Raw genomic sequence first — 17,971 nt, 5'->3', positions numbered from 1 at the left:
GATCCGCACCGGGACTTCAGCGCCAAATGCGAGCGCACCCCGAGCCGCAACGGCGTCAAGGGGTGCGCATGCGGCTGCCTAGGAAATGAGGATTCCCGGCATCAGCGACGGAGGCCCAATCGAGCGATGACGCTCGCGTAGCGGTCCGGCGTGTTCTCGCGCATGTAGCGCAGGAGCTTGGTACGACGGCCCACCTTCTTGAGAAGGCCGCGGCGCGACGTGAAGTCTTTGCGGTGCACCTTCAGGTGCTCCGTCAGGCTGCGGATGTCCTCGGTGAGAAGGGCGACCTGGACCTCGGGAGATCCGTTGTCGCCGTCCTTGACCGCGTATTCCTTGATGACTTCGGCCTTGCGGGTGGCTTCGATGGCCATGGTTCGTTTCGGTGGGGATGGCCCGTGTCCGTGCGCCATGGCGCCGAACCTCGAGCGGACTTGCCCCGGATGCAGATCCGAGTCCTGCGATCACCCGACCCAGCTCGAACGATGACTCGTCGGCGGGGAAGCGATGAAGGAACCTCGGGGACCGCTGGGTCCGGGGTGCTGGAGAGCGGGAATGAACGGCCGCGCGGAGCGATCCGGGCGGCTTACTGGCGGACGATCTTAGCGACCGAAGGCCCGGGAGGATCCCAACTCTTGGGGAATCCTCGCTCTCCGGAGCCGTCATCGTCCTTCCGCAGCTCTTTCCCAAGGCCCCAGCGGCGGAAAAGGCGGTCAGCGGCTGGGAACTTCGCCAGCCAGCGGCGACCGCGGAGTGGTGTCGCGGACGGGCAGCTTCGCCATCAGCTCCCGGAAAATTCGGTCGCAGGCGAGCTGAGTGGCCTTCGAACCCGTCGTCCGGGTCTCGATCGCCGAGGTGAAATCGAACTTCCTGTCGATCCGCGCTGCCCAGAGCTCAGGACCCGTGGGGTCCCGCGGATCGATCATGCGGACCTCGACGGCCACGTCCATGCTCCGGCGGATATCCCAGTTGGTCGTGTCCCAGCGCTCGACGAAGATCTCCAGCACCGCGTCCTCGGCGAGGTCGCCGGGAACGTAGCTCGCCTGGATCGTGCCGGGCGTGAACGTCATCGGAGCGGCGTCCACCCCACCGCCGAGGCTCTGGTCCACGATCTCGGTCGAGATCGGGCTGTAGAGCCTGGTCGCCAGCCCGTACTGGGCCCCGCGCCGGATGTGCTCGACGGGCGCCACGATGTCGGCGGAGGCCAAGATCACCGGTGCCACGGCCACGTCGGTCGGGTTGAGAGCCGCCAGTCGCCCCTGGGCGAGGACCTGGGTATCCCGGCCCTTGATCCGGGGCGTCGTCTGACACGAGGTCAGCGTCAGTGCAGAGATGAACGCCGCCAGCACCAGGACACCGCCCGCTGTCCGGAAGACGCGAGCTCCTGTACTACAACCCGACTCGAGACCGAGCCCCCCCTTTCGATAGTTGGTACGCATCCCCCGATGCTAGTGATCCCGAGACCCGATTCCTCACGTTTGTTTCGCCTGTTTCCGCCAATCTTCGTTTTGGGCGGTCGTTTGGGGTTTGGGCCCTTGGGCCCCCATCGTCTTCCCGCTCGGCTCCATGGCGTCCGCAGGACGCCCCGGGCCCACCTCGGCGCCCGCAGGGCGCTGAGTGGCCCGCGCGCGGCTCGCCCGCGCGGCCCGTGCGGCGAGCACGCCCGCCCGGCGAGGGCGCCCGTCCGGCGAGGACGCCTGCGCGGCGAGCGCCACGCGATGCAATCGCTATTTCGCCGTCAGGCGAAATGCCAGAGATACTGCGCGCTGTCACAACGATCGGACGGCCCGGCATTTCGCTGCCACAACGCTCGCGCGGCCCGGCTCCACTTGCATTGGCAGCAGACCCGACCGCTGACCGCCGCCCCTGCAGGTCTCCCGCCACAGGTCTCCCGACACAGACTGCCTGCCGTTCGCGCGAAGCGCCGAACGCGTGGGCTGAGGCTTCCCGGTAGCGGCTGGTGGCCTGCCCGCTGGAGCGCTCGCCCGTCAGGGCGAGCTGGGCAGGTCTGAGGTCTGAGGTCTGAGGTCTGAGGTCTGAGGTCTGAGGTCTGAGGTCTGAGGTCTGAGGTCTGAGGTCCGAGGTCTGAGGTCTGAGGTCTGAGGTCCGAGGTCTGAGGTCCGAGACCCGAGACCCGAGAACTGCGACGGACGAGTCCGACATCTGCCCAGCTCGCCCTGACGGGCGAGCGCTCCAGCGAGCAGCCCACCAGCCGCTACCGGGAAGCCTCAGCCCACGCGTTCGGCGCTTCGCGCGAACGGCAGGCAGTCGATATCGGGAAGTCGGCAGCGGGCGGGTCTGCTGGGGCATCCGCTAACGGGCAGCCCTCAACCCTCCAGCGGGAGACCTCAGCCCACGCGTTCGACGCTTCGCGCGAACGGCAGGTAGTCGATATCGGGAAGTCGGCGGCGGGCGGGTCTGCTGCCAATGCAAATGGAGCCGGGCCGTCCTGTCGCTGTGACAGCGCGCAGTATCTCTGGCATTTCGCCTGACGGCGAAATAGCGATTGCATCGCGTGGCGCTCGCCGCGCAGGCGTCCTCGCCGGACGGGCGCCCTCGCCGGGCAGGCGTGCTCGCCGCACGGGCCGCGAGGGCGAGCCTCGCGCGGGCAGCTCAGCCCCCTGCGGGGGCCGAGCGGGGCCCGGGCGCCCTGCGGACGCGTGGAACGGCATGGGGCTTGGCTCCCGACCCAGCAGGGTCCGACCTGGCCCAAAATCAGTTCTGAGTGAACGTCACCGCCGCCGCACGGCTGAAGAGTTCGTGCGACCGCTCCAGATCCGTCCAGAGGAATTCACCCCGATCGAGATCGGCGCCGAAGGCCTCGACCTCGGCGGTGATCTGACCGCCCATGAGGGGGGTCCCGCCCTGGGCAGCAATGTCTGGCAGGGACATGAGGATGTCACCGCCCGCATCGTCGGTATCCAGGCCGACGAGGGTCCAGGTCCTCCCGGTCGAGTCCGTCAGGTGAACGCGATAGAGACCGAATGCCAGGCCCACCGCGTCGAGGAGGGTGTCCTGGACGACCACGTTGTAGGCCGCCCCGCCCGACATGCCGCCGGGGGCAGGCAAGAGGAGCGTGGGCACCCCCATCGGAGCCGTGACGGCGCCGACGCTGGACGCCCTCGGGCGCGCGACGACCTCGTTGCCCGACATGTCGACCGAACGAAGCTTCACGAACACGTCCGGTTCGATCGAGCCGCTGGTCTCCAGCGAACCACCTGGGGCTGCGACGCCTGGGACCGCCGAGAAGACCGCGTAGTTGCTGCCGCCCTGGGGAAAGCTGAGGCCCGCGCCGACCAGCAAGGGACCCGCCAGGCCCGTGCCCGCCGCCTCGACCGTGACCTTGGGGTCCTCGGCGAGCGCGCCGAAACCGGGGACGCCCCCCAGCGACAGCGACGTCGCGCTCAGAAGCGTCGCCGCCGTGGAAGACGGCGGAAAGCCGAGCGACGCGCCCGCATCGAGGACGGCGCCCAGGGTGCTGCCGCCCGCAGGCACCGGCGCGAAAGGCGCGGCCAGCGCGAAGTTCAGGAGGAAGCCGGGCGCCCCCTGCGTGAGGATATCCGCCTGCGTGAGGCTATCCCGGGTGCCGATCGACGAGATGCCGCCCAGACGCCCCGGCCGGATGAGAACGGGACCGAAATCACACTCTGCCCCCGTACTTCCGTTGATCGTCCCGCAGCCGCTCAAGCCCGAGAGGCGCGATGGGCTCAGGGCGCGCGTGTCCTGGAGGACGTTGTCGGTCGTCTGCAGCTGAGCGGTGATCAAGGCCGAAACCGTGCCCGAGATCTCCGCGCTCATCGCCATCGTCGGCTGGAGCATGATGTCCACCGAGTCGCGCGGGACGCCGTGGAACGTGAAGAGGTCATAGCCGGACGCATCCACCGTGATGACGGTGCTTCCCCCACCCGCGCCCGCCACCGACGCGGCTCCGCCGACGGTCGTCGCGCTCGCCACGAAGCTCGTCGCGCCACCCGATTCCTGGTGACTCAGCACGAGCGCTCCGTCGAGCGGCTCCAGGGTCAGCGCATCGAACACCCGCACGTCGACCGTGCTCCCGGTGGGCGCACCGCCCGGCCCGACGACGCCGCGCTGGGTGAAAACGCCCACGGCCGTCAGCGTGGCGGCGTTGTAGGCCTCGTCGTAGATGGTGACCTCGTAGGACACGCCCGGACCGAGCGGGTCGACCGCGCCCACCGCCACGGGGGCCGCGATGAACAGGGCCTCGTCCGCTTCCGGAGACGGCGTCGAGAACGCGATGCGCGGCGGATCCGAGAGGGACCCGCCGTTCGTGCCATCGGCCCCGGCGTCGACGAAGGCGTAGGCGATGGGCTCACTGGCGCGGCCGAACGCAGCGAAGTCACGGACCTCCCCCACGAGCTCGGAGGTCACTGCACCGCTGCCGCCGAGGCCGAGGAAGACCGGCGCCGTGGTATCGAAGATGGGCGCGTCGATCGCCGAGGTGGCCGGGTCCGCGTCGAAGCGGCGCGCCGAGCTGCGCGCTCCGCCGTTCCTAAGCTGGACAGCCACCTGGGCCGTGCCGTCGGCGAACTGCACGTCGCCGAGGGCATCGAACAGCTGAAGCTGGTCGCTCGTCGCAGAGAAGGTCGTGGCCCCGTTCGGGATGGGCACGGTGCGGACGATCGACTTGACGAAGGTCGAATCCAGGGGACTGCGACCGAAGAGGAAGAAATCGGCCTCGGTTCCCGCCGGCGCGGCCGCCGAGAGCATCACGTCCACGATCGGGGCGCTGCCGAACACATCCGCACGGCCGAATCCGTTGGCGGGCCGCGAGCCGGCGGCCTTCATCACGGCATCCGGCAGGCTGAAGTCCGCCGTCCGGAACGCGGTCTCGTAGGGAGTGAGCGTGTCGCCGTCCTGGGAGACGATCTCGTTCGGCGTGTCGGAGAGCCGCACGACGACGTCCGAATCGATGCCGTAGGGCCGGACCTGTCCCGACTGCTGGGGCGTCCACGTGTAGACCTGGGTCACCGGCACCAGCGTCGTGCCGTTGAAGGTCGTGAGCGCCATCGGCTGCGGATTGAAGGCGGGCGTCACGCCGCCGACCTTGACGTCGAACGAGTTCGTGTCGATCGTCGAATCGTCCATCTGGCGATCGAAGCCGATGACGATCTCGGAGGTGTCCGGGTTGTTGAAGGAGCCGTCTGGCGGGTAGCTGTAGATCAGTCGCGGCTCGTCCATGACGCTGCTGGAGTCCACGAAGATCTCCACCAGGAGCTGGTCCGAGGGATCGACGATGAGCTGGCCGTTGAGGTCGGCGATCCTCTGGTCCGCGGAGAAGAAGACCTGGTAGGACCCACCCTCTCGGTAGGAAACGAGCGGAAGAAGGACCACGACGCGACCGTCGCCCACAAGCTGGGGCGGGGCCATCGGATAGTCCTGCTGGAAGGTGAAGTCGACGACGCGGAAGGCGCTCGTCTGGTTCTGCAGATCGAAGAGCGACGCGGGGTTGAGGCTCTCCGAGAACTCCAGGAAAATCGGCGTCTCGGGATGCGCCTGGTTCGCCGTCGCCGAACCGGGAGCCACCGCAAGGAGTTCCGGTGCGCCGGAGCGCATGATGGAACCCTCACCCGGGAAGACCGCGCTGCGACCGCCCAGGGAGTTTGGGTCCCCCCCGTCGTCGCCACCGCCACCGGGCCCGCTGGTGCAGCCGTCCGCAAAGACGCAGACCGGACTGTCGCAGCCGCCGAGCCCGAGGAGCATCGCCCCCAGGAAGGCGGATCCCCATGAGCCCGCCCCGGCCGCAGGTGAGGAAAGGAACGAAAGCGACGGGAGGCGGAGAGCTTGGAACCTGAAGGGCATGGGCGTGGGGAGTCGCGGGGGAGGTCGACTGGCGCTCGAGCGAGCGGAGTGACGTCAGGAGAGACGCGTTAGCAGGGCCGGACGACCGGACGGGGGCTGTTCTTCCGCAGAGTTCATCCCCGGCGGGGCAACGCAGAAAATCCAGGCTCCCACAGGATGAACGATCGCGTCGGGTGAGGTCCAGACATCCTGTGAAGTAGAATCCCGGCCCCGGAAACGCGCCGTGACCGACTCGCCGTCCGTGACTAAGGGCGCCGATAGCCCGCTGGGGCACACCACCCCTCACCTGTATACGTATCCATGACGTTGATCCGCTCCCTTGCCCCGGCGCTTCTCGCGGCCTTCACCCTCTGCGCCCTCTCTTTCGGACAGACAAGCCCCGCTGAGGCTCCTGCGGCAACCCCCGCTGGCGTGACCGAAGCGGTCCGCGCGCTCCAGAACGGCGACTACGTCACGGCCAAGAAGCTCATCGACCGCCTCCTGATCGCCGACCAGATGGCGGCCACCGTCTCCCTGCGCGAGGCCGGGCAGTCCATGGAGGCCCTGGAGGCCGCCGATCAGGCGCTGGCGGTCCCTTCGCTCAGCCGAGCCGAGCGGGCGAAACTGCTGGAGGACCGCGGGCGCGCTGCCTTCGCGGCAGCGGCGAGCGACTCCGGCCGCGCCTATCTCTTCGAAGAGGCCCTTTCGAACTTCGAGGAAGCCGCCCGCACCGGCGCTGGCGTTTCGGCCGCGTTCCGCGCGAGCCGGGCCGCGCGCATGATCGGCGACCACGCGACCGCGCTGGACCTCGCGCGCGCGGGCGCCGGCTGGGTCCAGGCGGCCGAAGAGCGCGCGGACGGGCTCGGCCTCGATCAGCTCTACACCCGGACGCTCGCCGAGGCCGCCTTCTCCAGCTACCTGGCCGCTCCCCGGGAAACCGAGAAGGAGAAGGCCGCGCGCGCCGCCCTGTTCGACGAGACCCGCGTGGCCCTGGAGAAGACGATCGGTCTCGCGCCGACCGACACGTGGGCGTACCGCGAGCTCTCCAACCTCTTCCTCTGGGAAGGACGGCGCCAGGAATCGCTGAAAGCCCTGGAGTCAGCGCTCGCCGTGCAGCCCGCCGACGAGGCCGTACACACGGCGTTCGTGAAAGCGCTCGGCGACGACGCGGAAGCGACCGCCCGCGGGAACGGCGCGGACGACGCAGAAGCCCTCCAGGCTCGCTTCGATGGGATCATCGGGCGCTACGCCGCCTTCAGGCAGATCCACCCGGAGAACGCGCTCGGCTACTGGTACGGCGGGTTCGAGCAGTTCTACGACGCGCTCAACACGTTCGAGACCGGCGAAGGTGTGGCCACGGACTTCGCCGACGCGGAGGCGCTCTTCCGACGCTGCCGCGAGCTGAATCCCGGATACGCGGGCGCCTGCGTGGACTTCGAGGTGCTCTGCCGCAACGGCCAGGGCTGGTGCGCCTACCAGGCGGAGAACAACGAGGAGGCGATCCGCCTCTTCATGAGTTCGAACGAGCTTCGGTCCCTGGAGGAAGCGCAGATGAGCGGCCGGGCCGCCGGCATGGAAGTGCGGCTTCCCCGCGGCGACGGCACCGATCGGCTCCCGTCCGCGCTCGCGGGCCTCGACTTCGTCACGCGCCGGTTCCTCGCCGACCCGAACGACGTGGAAGCGCTGACCCGCGCCGCTGCGATCGGCGACATGATGTTCGAGCTCCGGCCGGAGAACGCGAACCTCGCGAACAACGCGGGCTTCCTGAACCGGGACGCGGCCGTGCTCTGGGAGCGCTTCCGCGCCACCGACCCGGACCCGGCGAAGGCCGCCGCCGGACGCGCCCGGGCCCAGGAGCTGATGGAACGGAGCTACGCGGCCTATCAGGTCGCGGCGAGGCTCGTACCGGATGACGTCCGCGTCGTGAACGATGCGGGTCTCATCATGACGTACTACCTCCGCACCGATCCCGAGGCCGCCGAGGCGTACCTTCTCGATTCCGTCAAGGACGGGGAGCCGCAGCTCGCCGATCCGAACCTGGGGGAAGCCGAGCGCGAGGCCCTCAACGAGGCCTGGGGCGACGCTCACCAGAACCTGGGCATCCTGGAGATGACCCTGCGAGACCGCCCGGCCGAGGCCAAGATCTGGTTCGAGAAGGCCCTGGAGATCGGGCCACCGTCCCGGAACTGGCTCCGTTCGGTCCTGCCCGTGCTGGATACCTGGATCGAGACCGGCGAGAAACCTGCCGAGATCGAAACCATCGAAGCCCGGACCGTCTGGCCCCATAATCCCCCGCGCGACTGAATCCAGGCCCCTCTGGCCCGGGCTCTCCGCTCCCTCTCCCACCCATCCCCCCCACGATCCAGCCCATGCTGTTCACCGCCTCTCTCTTCGGCCTCCTCCTCGGCGCCGCCGCGCCCGCCGCCAGCACCCCAATTTCCGCGCTGTCCCTCGGACCCGCGCCGACGTTGGCGACCCTGGACGCCGTTTCGGACCTCATCGCGAAGGGCCAGAAGGAACTCGTCGCCGGCAAGAACGCCGAGGCCCTCGCCAGCTTCGAGGCGGCCCACGAGAAGAGCGGCGGCAAGGCCGAGACCGACGTCTGGGTCCAGCGCGCCCGCATGGCGAACGGAGCGCTCGACGAAGCGTTCGAGATGATCCTCGAGCTGGAGTCGACGGTCGAGGACCCGTCGCTCATGGCCTACGCGATCGGCACGGGGCGCTACCTCTTCGCCAAGCGCGAAGAGGCACGGGGCGGGGATCCCGGCGGCGCGTTCGACGAGGCGCGGGGCTACCTGAAGGACGCCATCGACGTGGCGCCCGACGCGTTCCCGGACGCGTGGCGGATGCTGGCCGAGTCAGCGCGCTGGGTCGGTGACCAGGACACGGCCTCCATGGCGATCGGCCGGGCCCTCGAGACGTCGAAGGACGCCGCGACCCTCGGCCTCGCCGCGAAGATCCGCGTGGCCGCGGGCTCCGCGATGCTCGGTAGCGACGACACGAAGGACGCCGGCAAGCGCATGATCACGCAGGGAGTCGAGGACGCGCGCGCCGCGATCAAGGCCCTCGGCGCGAAGAAGGAGAACGCGGTGGCGCTCGCCGACCTGAACCTGCAGCTCGGCGTTGGCCTGCTCTTCCTGGAGAAGAAGGACGAGGCGGCCGATGCCTACGCCGAGGCCATGGGCTGGGATCCGACCCAGGTCGACTACGGCCAACTCTTCGGGATCTTCACGGACGCTGAAGGGACCTCGCGACCGTTCGTGGACGCTCTGGATGCCGGCGCGACGAAGTTCGAGTCGCACTGGGGCAAGAACATCGCATCGGACGCGGGCCTCCGCTGGTGGCTCGGCTACGGCCAGCAGCGCCTCGGCGACTACGACGACGCCATCGCGAACTTCGAAGCCGCCGTCCAGAAGTTCCCGGCCTTCGCCAACTCGTACTGGTACATCGGCCTGTCGAAGTACAACAAGGGCATCGAGAACTACGAGGACGCGGCCAAGAGCTGGCGCCAGTACGCCACGGTCGACCGCGACGGCTTCATCGCCACGGTGAACGGCGATCCGACCAACATCCGGATCCTCGACTTCGCGGGCGCGAAGCTCTACGGCAACGGGATGGGGCGAAACAATAACGGGATGGGAATGGAGGCGGCCGCCGACATCTACGAACTCGTGCTGATGACGGACCCGTCGAACGCCAAGTACTGGAACAACGTCGGACTCTTCCACCGCGACGCGGGCCAGGTCGTGGCCCAGCTCACGGCTCGGACGAAGGACTACGAGCCGCAGATGACGGCCATGGAGCACTACGAGCGTTCGTGGGAGGCCTACCAGAAGGCGCTGGAGATGGCCCGGACGTCCTACCACTTGAACGACGCGGCGGTGCTGCTCCACTACTACCTCGAGCGTGACTACGACGAGGCGATCGCCATGTACAACGAGGCCGAGGCCATGGCATCGGCTCGCCTGGAGAAGGGCGGGCTGAGCGCCGAGGAGAAGCCGCTGGTCGAGATCGCATTGCGTGACTCGAAGGACAACCGCAAGAAGCTGATGGCCAAGATCGAGAAGGCCAAGAAGAAAGAAGCCCCCAAGGAGGGCGACGGGGAAGGCGGGGACGGTGCTGGCGGCACGGGCAAGTAGATCTTAGCTCCATGCTTCCGATTCACTTCGCGGCGCGTCCGTCGGAACTTCCGAAGGGCGTGCCCGCGCTCATTCTGGACGGGGCCTTTCCCGCAGGGCTGCCCGCTCCCGGGGGCGGATTGCACCTCGCGCACTGGCCGGGCAACCACACGCCCGACGAACTGCGCCGGGATCTGTCGACGGAGATCGCCTTCGCCTTCCTGGCCTTGAGCGAAGGCGAGCGCGACGCGCTCCTGAACGGCGCCGAGGTCATCGCGCTGAATCACTACGACACCGACGGGATCTGCGCGCTCTTCGTGCTGGTCAGGCCGGACGAGGCCCTGGAGCGTCGCGAGCTTCTCGTCGAGACTGCGGCGTCCGGGGACTTCCACGAGGTTCGCTCGGAGCACGCGTTCTGCATCGACGCGGCGCTGCGTGGGCTGCATGGGACGGACAAGGTGGCGCTCGTCCACGAGGCGCTCGAACTGCTCGGTGCTCTGCTCGCCAGCGCGCACGCGGCGCGCGACCGGGCCGCGGCGGACCTGGAGCGCTACCAGCAGGATCGTGCGGCCCTCGGAGCGGCGCTGTTCGACGACCTCATCTACCTGGATATGGCCCTCTGGACGAGCCCGCTTCGCGGCTCGGGAACGCCGCCGTTCGATCCGGGTCGGCACGCGTTCTTCGCCGACGGCCGCGCCGATCGCGCGCTTCTGCTCGGCCAGACCCCCGGGGGAACGACCGCGCGGTTCGTCATCGGGACGCGCTCGTTCTTCGACGTCGTGACCACGAAGCCGTCGCCGCGGCCGGACCTCGAGGCCCTGTGCAAGAAGCTCAACGAAGCGGAGGGCACAGCCGACGCGGACGCCGCCGCGTGGCGCTACCAGGACGTGCGCGGCGCCTCGCCGGAGCTCTGGTTCGGGAAGGAAGGGCTGCCGCTCTACGCGGAGCACGCGGGCGAATTCCTCGGCAAGAGCCGCCTCACGCCCGAGGAGATCAAGGGCTTCTGCATCGACGCGGTGCGGGATACCTGGCCGCTCCCCCACGACGACGACGAAGCCGACGAGGACGAGGACATCTTCGCGGTATGACCCTGCTCGTGGACACGGCCGCGGGCGCGGATGGCCTCGTGGTCCAGCGCTGCCAGCTCTGGGGCTACAACGCCATCGGCGTCGTCTCCGGGGACGAGGCGATCGCCGTCGATCCGGGGATCACGCCGGAAGAAATCGCCTCGTTCCGCGCGGCACTCCTCGCGAACGGAGCGCGCCGCGTGACCCACGTCGTGATCACCCACAGCCACCACGATCACATCCGAGGGTGGGACGCGTTCGAGGGCGCGACGATCGTCGCGCCGAGCGCCGTGGCCAGCAAGCCAGCGGACTCGCGCGCCCGGATCCTCGCGGGCAAGGCCAAGGTCGACGAACGCATGGGCGTCGCCGATTCGAGCTTCGAGTACCCCTCCGTCGACGTCACGTTCGGCGAAGCCCACGAACTCCGGGTGGGCCATCTGAGCCTTCTTCTGCGCTCGCTCCCCGGACACTCGGACTGCTCCAGCGTCGTCGTGATCCCAAAGCTCAGGACGCTGCTCTCGGCCGACTACCTCGTATCGCCGGGCCTCCCCTACTGCCGCTGGGAACCCGCGCCGTTCGAGCGGGCGAACGAGCGTCTCTCCGAGTTCATCGAAGAGTTCGACATCGACCGCGTCGTCCCCGCCCACAACGACCTCCTGGAGAGCCGCGGCGCCGCGCTCTCCGCCATCGAGGAAGAGCTCAGCTACTTCCGCTTCCTGCGGACCGAAGTCCGGCGCCAGATGGCCCTCGGCGTCACCGGTCACAGGCTGCTTCACGCGTGCGCTGCGGCCATGACCGAACGCCGCGGCGTCGACCTCGGGCGCAAGGCGCACCAGGACGCGGACAATGCGCGCCGGGTGCAGAAGGAGCTGATGGAGTAGGCTCTTCCCATGGGCTCTCACTCGCTCCGGAGAAACTCCGCTGCCGCGCGCTGGGCACTGGCGGCGCTCGCCGTGGCCGCTGCGGTCCTCCTGGCCTGGTGGAGACTTGAGCCCGGGCTGGAGGGAGCCGCGGAGACTCTGACGGTCGGATCCTCCGCGGCGCTCCCATCCTGGCAATCACCCGCGTCCATCGGGCCCGTGCCGGACGGCGGAGAGGCGCGGACCGCCGTCCAGGTGGAAGAGCCACTGGGCACCGAGCCAGAAGAGTCGAAAGAGCCCAAAGAGCCTGACCTGGATGTCGAAGGCCAGCCCGAATCCTTCGTGGCCCTGAGCGGGGTCCTCGCGACCCACGTGGGGAGCGAGTTCATCGACGTCACCGAGTTCCGCCAGATCGGCGCCCGGATCACGATTGGAGAACGCGCCGTTCTTCTTCCCGTTCCCGTCACCCGGGGAGGCTTCGAGCTGCGCTTCGTTCGTCAGCCCAACGGCGAGTACGCGCTCCCGAACGGGACGCGGCCCATCGGGATCCTTCCTGTCGCGGAGGACCAGGGCGAGATCACTCTGTTCGCACCCAAGATCTCCCGGGTCGGGGACGGGCTCGGGTTCCTCGTGCCAGAAGCCGCGAGTCTGGACGCGGTATCCAAGTCCATCACCCTTCCCCTCGGGTCGACGAACGTCGTGGTCACGCTGGCCGCTCCGCCGCGGGTCCGCCTGTTCGCCTTCGATCGAAGGACGGGCGAGGCCCTGGACGACATCGACGTGTATCGGGCAGGAGCACAGGATGTGGACCCGCCGGGCTTTGGATCGTCGACCCGTCCCGTGGCGGTGAACCTGGACCATGGCGACTACCTGCTCGGCAAGATCGGCTCCACCGAATCGGCCGATCTGGAGACGAAGAAGCGCGGCTTCGCGCCCGCGAGGTTCCAGGCGGATTTCGGAAGCGGCGGCGAGATCAAGCTCTCCCTCGACCGGGGTGCGACACTGGTCGTCCGCGTGCAGGGGGCCGTGCCTCTGTCCATGGACGCAGGGCTCGTCGTCAAGGTGGGATCGTCCAGTGCCTACAAGACGGCCCAAGTCACGCGCGAAAGAGAGCTGGTTTTCAAGGATCTCGTGGCCGGTCGCTCGATGGTTCGGCTCGAACTCCAGGCCACGGCAAGAACCCTCACGTCCTTCGGCGCGGGGTCGAGGAGCCCCGAGGTCGATCGTTTGATCGACATGAGGGAAGTGCTGCTCGAGAGCGGCGGCGAGACGCAAGTGACGCTTCGCTCGGACGCCGAAGCCGCCCTGGCGCACGCTCCACTCTCGGGCACGATCCTCGTGCCGAACGAATGGACGGAGCGCGCCCAGCAGCTTGCCGTCGCGCTGCATCCCACCCAGGGCCAGGACATCGAGGCGCTTCGATTCCGCACGGAGGTAGCGCGACTTTCCGCGGACGACGGTACGGGACTTCAGGAGCCTGGATCCACGGCCTCCATAACCCGGTATCCGTTCGACGCGGGAACCGTCCCGCCAGGGGCCTATGTGCTCGTCGTCGAGGCGCTCCCCACTTTCGGTACCGTCATGGTTCCGCCCTCGGGAAAGCGCAACATGGAGGTCCTGCTTGCCGGACCGGTGAATCATCGCGTTCGAGTGCTCGAAAAGGAGTCTGGCGCCATCGCAGAGATTGGCGAGCTGAGGGTGGACACGGCTGGTCTCGAGGAATGGCTCCCCACCGTCCAGGTGACGAAAGCACCCGGCGCCGAGGAGTTTGCGTTCCGCCGACCCGACGTGGCCACGAGGGTCTGGCCGACTGCAGGCGCGCAATACTGGACCCAGTCGCTCGTGATCCAGCCGGGGATGCCGGGGCCGCACGTCCTCCAGGTACAGAGGGTCGATGGCGACGCGGCGACGGGCCTGACTTTGCCTCTCAGGGGCTTCGTTCGCTGACCCTGCATCCGCGCATGGGACCTGCGGGGATCAAAATTCGACCGCGATGTCGGACGTCGCCGTGCGGGAGCCTGGCCCGGAAGAACTTTCCGTCAAGCGTTCTCGAGGTCAGGTCGAACCACTAGGGATGATCCAGCAAAAGAGGCACTTCCTGATGCTCCTCGGTGCCATGAAGGCGGGCACGAGCGCCCTCTTCCACGGGCTGGCCGAGCACCCTCGGATCCTCGGCTCCCTCGACAAGGAGCCGGCCTATTGGAACAGGGAAGCGGCGCGCGGACGGGGCCTGGAGCCCTACCTCGCGTGCTGGGATCCGGGGACCAAGCCCGGCGCCCTCTGGTGGATGGAAGCTTCGACGGACTACGCCAAGGTGCCGGTCGAGTGCTCCCCTGCGCCGCGACTTCGAAACCTCGACGCAGAGCTGCGATTCCTCTTCGTGACGCGCAACCCGGTCGAGCGCGTCCGCTCGAACTACGAGATGGCGCTCGCGCACGGATGGATCAAGCACCCGATCCATGTCGAGCTCGACCCCACGACCGTGTGGTTCTCCAACTACTACCAGCAGCTCAAGCCGTTCGTCGACTGCTTCGGCCGCGACTCGATTCACGTGCTTTCCCACGAGGAGCTGATGGGCGACCCCGCGGCGACGCTGCGGGACGTCTGCGCGTTCCTCGATCTCGATCCCGAAGGCATTCCCTCCGTCCTTCCGCGGGTGAACGAGGCGGCCGAGCACCGCGCGCTTTGGCGACAGCTCGCTCTGCAGCGGGCGCAGGCTGCCGGCCAGCACCCCACGGAAGAGGTCCTCCAGCGGGAACTCCAGCGGGATATCACCCCGGGCCCCGAGATCGTGGAACACCTGCACAGGGAGCTCGACCACGATCTCGCGCTCTTCCAGGACATGTTCGGCCTCGACCCATGGACGGGCCGTCGCACCGAGCCCGAAGCGATGACCCCCGTCGAACGTCGCAAGCCTGCGCTTCCCGCGAGCGCGAGCCACGGCACCGTCGATCGCCTCGAAGCCATCCTCCAGTCGCTTCGCAGCGCCGCCTGAACGGGAGCGCACGCCGCCGAAGGAGCCGGTAGAGTCGCCAGCGATCAGCCCTCGATCTCGTTCAGTCGCTCGAGGTCTTCCTTCCGAAGCCGCGGCGCCCGCGCTTCCTCCGAGGGGCGCAGCGTCTCCAGCGGCTCGGGCGGATCGTTCGCGAACCGGCGGAACGCCGTCATCTTGCCCGGCTTGAACTTCGCCAGCCGGTCGAACCACTCGAAGCGCAGGGCATCGCGCTCTTCGGACGCCATCGCGCCCACGAGAGACGGCTCGGAGTCGAAGCAGCGCTGGAGCACCAGCGCCGTCGCGACCGAGAGATTGAACGATTCGGTGAAGCCGTGCATCGGCAGGAAGATCCGCCGGTCGGCGACCTCCAGGATCTTCTCGGAGACGCCCTGGAGTTCGCGGCCGATGACGAGGGCCACGCGCTCGGGGAACGGCTGGAGCGACGCCGGTTCCGTGATCTCCAGCGCGCCCGGCCCGAGGTCCGTGGCCCAGATGGCGAGGTTCTCTTCCTGCGCGGCGGCGAGGCACTCCTCGATCGATTCGAAGAGCCGGCGCGTGAGCCAGCGGTGGCTGCCCTTCGTCACCGACTTCGCGAGCCGCGCCTTCTTGCCCGGGTGCCGGATCGTCCAGACGTGCTGAACCCCGAAGGCCTCGGCGGTCCGCAGCACGGCCTGGACGTTGTCGTCGTTCCAGGGGCGCTCCATCACCAGCACGAGGCGCGAGGTGCGGCGCCGGAGGATCGCCTCCGCGCGCCGCAGGCGGAGCGGGGCAGGCTGCCCCTCGGCGAGGGACCCTTCGCTTTCGTCTTCGTCGTCTTCGTTCACGGCAGCGGGAGGCTATCAGATGGAGCGTCCTCGCGCCGGGACTCCCGGAACAGCACCACCGTTCCCACGAGCAGCGCGGCCGACAGGAGCATCACGCCCCGGATTCCGATGTAGGGATTCAGGAAGCCTCCGACCGTGCCCCCCACCGCGACCGCGAAGGTGCGCGCCGAGAAGACGACGCCGAAGGCGCCGCCGCGGCGCTCCTGGGACGCCTGACCCGCCGCGAGCCCGAAGGCCAGCGGACCGATCCCCGCCATCGCGATGCCCATCACGAAGCGACCCGCGAGCAGCACGAGGTAGTACGCGGTGGCTGCCTGGAGGCCCAGCGCGACGACGCAGAGGATCGCGCAGTTCCGGAGGGCACGGCGATGCCCCACGCGATCGCCGTAGTGACCCCACGCCGACAGCGAGATCAGGTTCGCCACCGCCATCACGCCGAAGAGGAGGCTCGTGGCGAGGGTCTGCGCGCGCTCCTCCAGGGTCGTGCCGTCGGAGGCGAACAGCCCCGTCATTCTCTCCCAGACGCTGCCCTGGAGGTCGGCGCCCGCGAATATCGACTCGACGTGCAGCTCGATGACCGGGTTGATGGATCCGAGGCCGAACTGGAGCGCGAAGACGACAAGCGCGGTCGCGCGCAGCGTGGGATTCGCGAGCACGTCGCCGATGTCGCGACCGGTCTGCTTCAGGGTTGCCCTCACGCCGCGCGGCCCTTCGCCTTTCTGCTGGCGCTTGGAGGAGTCCTCATCCGCGCCGAACCAGGCGACCGAAGCCGAGATCGGCTTCTACTCCATCAGCACAGCGACCGCCCCGGTCAGGTTCGACGTGGGCTGCGGGTTCGAGTCCCGGTACCAGGCCTGGAAATAGGTCGTCGTCCCCGCATCGAGCCAGGCCGTGGATGAAATGAGCGGGTGCTGCCATGAAATCGGGAAGCGGGCCACGCCCATGGAAACCTGTCCAAGTGCAAGCCGACGTACCTGGCTCCCAAGGCAGAGCTGGCCATCGCCATGAGCCATGGGCATCCCCGCCGACGCCGTTGAGGCAGCGAGCAGCACTGCGAGCCCATTCCCTGGCACCCCCTCGGTCCGTAGCTCCAGGTCCTGCATCGCCGCGTTGTTGCTCCCGTAGGCACGCAGCCGGGGCGTCTCTCCCAGTGAGTTCGGGGTGAGCGGCGTGCAGACGGTGTTTCCGAATCCGATCTCGAACACGTACGAGAGACCGACCTGGGCCAACCCGTTCACAAAAGTGTAAGGAGCTCCCACGATCAGCCGGCTTCCGTCCACCGTGATGCCCTTCCCCATGCCATCAAAGTTGCCCATGCCTGGCGCCGATAAAAGGCGGTACCGCGGCTCCCAGGTGTTGCCCACGCGCTCGAACACGAAGGCCGCGCCAGTCACCGCGTTCTGCGCTGGATCGAAGGCGGCGTGGGCGCCGACGAAGAGCCAGTCACCTTGAATCTCGAACGTGCTACCGAAGTCGTCCCCGACATTAGAGCCCACAGTCTGCCCGGGTGCGTAGAGGAACTCTCGAAAGCTCATCCCAACCGGATGCAGATCAAGAATCGCCACTGCTCCCTTGATCAGACTAGTACCAAAACGTGGGCTACCGATCAGAATTTCGTCGCCATAGATTTCAATGTCCTCGGCGAGGACTGACTCGCCGTAGATGACCTCCTCGACTACCCAATTGGAGCTGTAGACGCCACTGAGCAGGGCGACCTTAGAGTTGCCACCCGCGAGTAGACGTCCATCGCCGGTCAGCTTAAGGCCTTGCCCAATGTACGAGAGATTCGTATCGTAGAATCGATGCTGAAGTTCAAAAATACCTCCGCGAAGACAGTATCGATAGAGGGAGCCGTGGTTGAAACCAAACTCTGCATCGATGGATGCTCCCACAAATAGGTACTCACCGTCAAAGTCGCAGTGACTCCCGAAAGCGCAGTACTGGGAACCACTCGGAGGAGCCAGCGTCTGGTGATGGGCATAGCATCCTCCAACCCAACGGTACGCCAGAAGGGCGCCGTTGCACGGAGCTCCACTGACCGTGTAGTTGAAGGCTGAGACGAACAGCCAATCGTCGTACATCAGCAGCCTCGTCCCAATGTACGCGAGGCCAGTTGCGCTTGACGGAAGCGCGATCTTCTGGCAGAAAGCAAAGACGCCATCTTGGCGCCGCTGGAAAATCGAAACGGATCCTGAGTTCAGCGACGCGGCGTCATCCGCTCGCGAGGTCACCGCAAGCCGATCTCCATCGAGTTCCACTTGCCAGCCGTGTCGATCATACAGGTCGAGGTTGCCCACGGGTCGAATGGTTT

General features: G+C 67.9%; 12 protein-coding genes. 6 read left to right on the top strand and 6 right to left on the bottom strand.

Features of this window, described 5'->3' with window-relative positions:
* Positions 1-101: 101 nt before the first annotated feature.
* From rpsO to Poly30_RS10065, 3 genes are all read right to left on the bottom strand, one after another.
* The gene (rpsO, locus tag Poly30_RS10080; RefSeq protein WP_145196835.1) at positions 102-371 is read right to left on the bottom strand and encodes a 30S ribosomal protein S15; all 270 of its coding nucleotides are present in this window, start codon (positions 369-371) and stop codon (positions 102-104) included.
* Between the two features lie 339 nt (positions 372-710).
* Positions 711-1,436: a hypothetical protein gene (locus Poly30_RS10075; protein ID WP_145196833.1), complete on the bottom strand. Its 726-nt coding sequence runs from the start codon at positions 1,434-1,436 to the stop codon at positions 711-713.
* Positions 1,437-2,712: 1,276 nt separating this feature from the next.
* Positions 2,713-5,718: a hypothetical protein gene (locus tag Poly30_RS10065; RefSeq protein WP_145196829.1), complete on the bottom strand. Its 3,006-nt coding sequence runs from the start codon at positions 5,716-5,718 to the stop codon at positions 2,713-2,715.
* Between the two features lie 399 nt (positions 5,719-6,117).
* On the opposite strand from Poly30_RS10065, the gene Poly30_RS10060 reads away from it, so the two are divergent.
* From Poly30_RS10060 to Poly30_RS10035, 6 genes are all read left to right on the top strand, one after another.
* A complete protein-coding gene (locus Poly30_RS10060) occupies positions 6,118-8,100 on the top strand; it encodes a tetratricopeptide repeat protein (protein WP_145196827.1) in 1,983 nt (660 codons plus the stop codon).
* Between the two features lie 65 nt (positions 8,101-8,165).
* On the top strand, positions 8,166-9,935 hold the full coding sequence (locus tag Poly30_RS10055) for a tetratricopeptide repeat protein (protein WP_145196825.1): 1,770 nt from the start codon (positions 8,166-8,168) through the stop codon (positions 9,933-9,935).
* Between the two features lie 11 nt (positions 9,936-9,946).
* Positions 9,947-11,002, top strand: a complete 1,056-nt coding sequence (locus tag Poly30_RS10050) for a DUF6687 family protein (RefSeq protein WP_145196823.1) — start codon at positions 9,947-9,949, stop codon at positions 11,000-11,002.
* Positions 10,999-11,862: an MBL fold metallo-hydrolase gene (locus tag Poly30_RS10045; protein ID WP_145196821.1), complete on the top strand. Its 864-nt coding sequence runs from the start codon at positions 10,999-11,001 to the stop codon at positions 11,860-11,862. The genes Poly30_RS10050 and Poly30_RS10045 overlap by 4 nt, the downstream gene beginning before the upstream one ends.
* 9 nt (positions 11,863-11,871) lie before the next feature.
* Positions 11,872-13,788 carry a hypothetical protein gene (locus Poly30_RS10040; protein WP_145196819.1) on the top strand — a complete coding sequence of 639 codons (1,917 nt, stop codon included), beginning with the start codon at positions 11,872-11,874 and terminating at the stop codon, positions 13,786-13,788.
* Between the two features lie 127 nt (positions 13,789-13,915).
* Positions 13,916-14,836: a sulfotransferase gene (locus tag Poly30_RS10035; RefSeq protein WP_419191206.1), complete on the top strand. Its 921-nt coding sequence runs from the start codon at positions 13,916-13,918 to the stop codon at positions 14,834-14,836.
* 44 nt (positions 14,837-14,880) lie between these two features.
* Here the strand turns inward: Poly30_RS10035 and Poly30_RS10030 are convergent, their stop codons facing one another.
* The 3 genes from Poly30_RS10030 to Poly30_RS10020 all read right to left on the bottom strand — a co-directional run bounded on the left by Poly30_RS10030 (position 14,881) and on the right by Poly30_RS10020 (position 17,957).
* The gene (locus tag Poly30_RS10030; protein WP_145196815.1) at positions 14,881-15,660 is read right to left on the bottom strand and encodes a TrmH family RNA methyltransferase; all 780 of its coding nucleotides are present in this window, start codon (positions 15,658-15,660) and stop codon (positions 14,881-14,883) included.
* Complete coding sequence (locus Poly30_RS10025; RefSeq protein ID WP_419191205.1) at positions 15,657-16,358, bottom strand: MFS transporter; 702 nt, start codon at positions 16,356-16,358, stop codon at positions 15,657-15,659. The genes Poly30_RS10030 and Poly30_RS10025 overlap by 4 nt, the downstream gene beginning before the upstream one ends.
* 84 nt (positions 16,359-16,442) lie before the next feature.
* Positions 16,443-17,957, bottom strand: coding sequence for an FG-GAP repeat protein (locus tag Poly30_RS10020; protein WP_145196811.1), 1,515 nt, complete (start codon positions 17,955-17,957; stop codon positions 16,443-16,445).
* Positions 17,958-17,971 lie beyond the last annotated feature (14 nt).

Source organism: Saltatorellus ferox, assembly GCA_007751475.1.
GTDB lineage: Bacteria > Planctomycetota > UBA1135 > UBA1135.
The sequence above is the reverse complement of the archived record's forward strand: the minus strand, read 5'-3'. Positions and strand labels throughout refer to the sequence as shown.

Excerpts from the sequence above, each read along its gene's own strand:
- Poly30_RS10060 (WP_145196827.1), top strand. The coding sequence starts at position 6,118 with ATGACGTTGATCCGCTCCCTTGCCCCGGCGCTTCTCGCGGCCTTCACC.
- Poly30_RS10040 (WP_145196819.1), top strand. The coding sequence starts at position 11,872 with ATGGGCTCTCACTCGCTCCGGAGAAACTCCGCTGCCGCGCGCTGGGCA.
- Poly30_RS10075 (WP_145196833.1), bottom strand. The coding sequence starts at position 1,436 with ATGCGTACCAACTATCGAAAGGGGGGGCTCGGTCTCGAGTCGGGTTGT.
- Poly30_RS10045 (WP_145196821.1), top strand. The coding sequence starts at position 10,999 with ATGACCCTGCTCGTGGACACGGCCGCGGGCGCGGATGGCCTCGTGGTC.
- Poly30_RS10065 (WP_145196829.1), bottom strand. The coding sequence starts at position 5,718 with ATGCTCCTCGGGCTCGGCGGCTGCGACAGTCCGGTCTGCGTCTTTGCG.
- Poly30_RS10050 (WP_145196823.1), top strand. The coding sequence starts at position 9,947 with ATGCTTCCGATTCACTTCGCGGCGCGTCCGTCGGAACTTCCGAAGGGC.
- Poly30_RS10035 (WP_419191206.1), top strand. The coding sequence starts at position 13,916 with ATGATCCAGCAAAAGAGGCACTTCCTGATGCTCCTCGGTGCCATGAAG.
- Poly30_RS10055 (WP_145196825.1), top strand. The coding sequence starts at position 8,166 with ATGCTGTTCACCGCCTCTCTCTTCGGCCTCCTCCTCGGCGCCGCCGCG.
- rpsO (WP_145196835.1), bottom strand. The coding sequence starts at position 371 with ATGGCCATCGAAGCCACCCGCAAGGCCGAAGTCATCAAGGAATACGCG.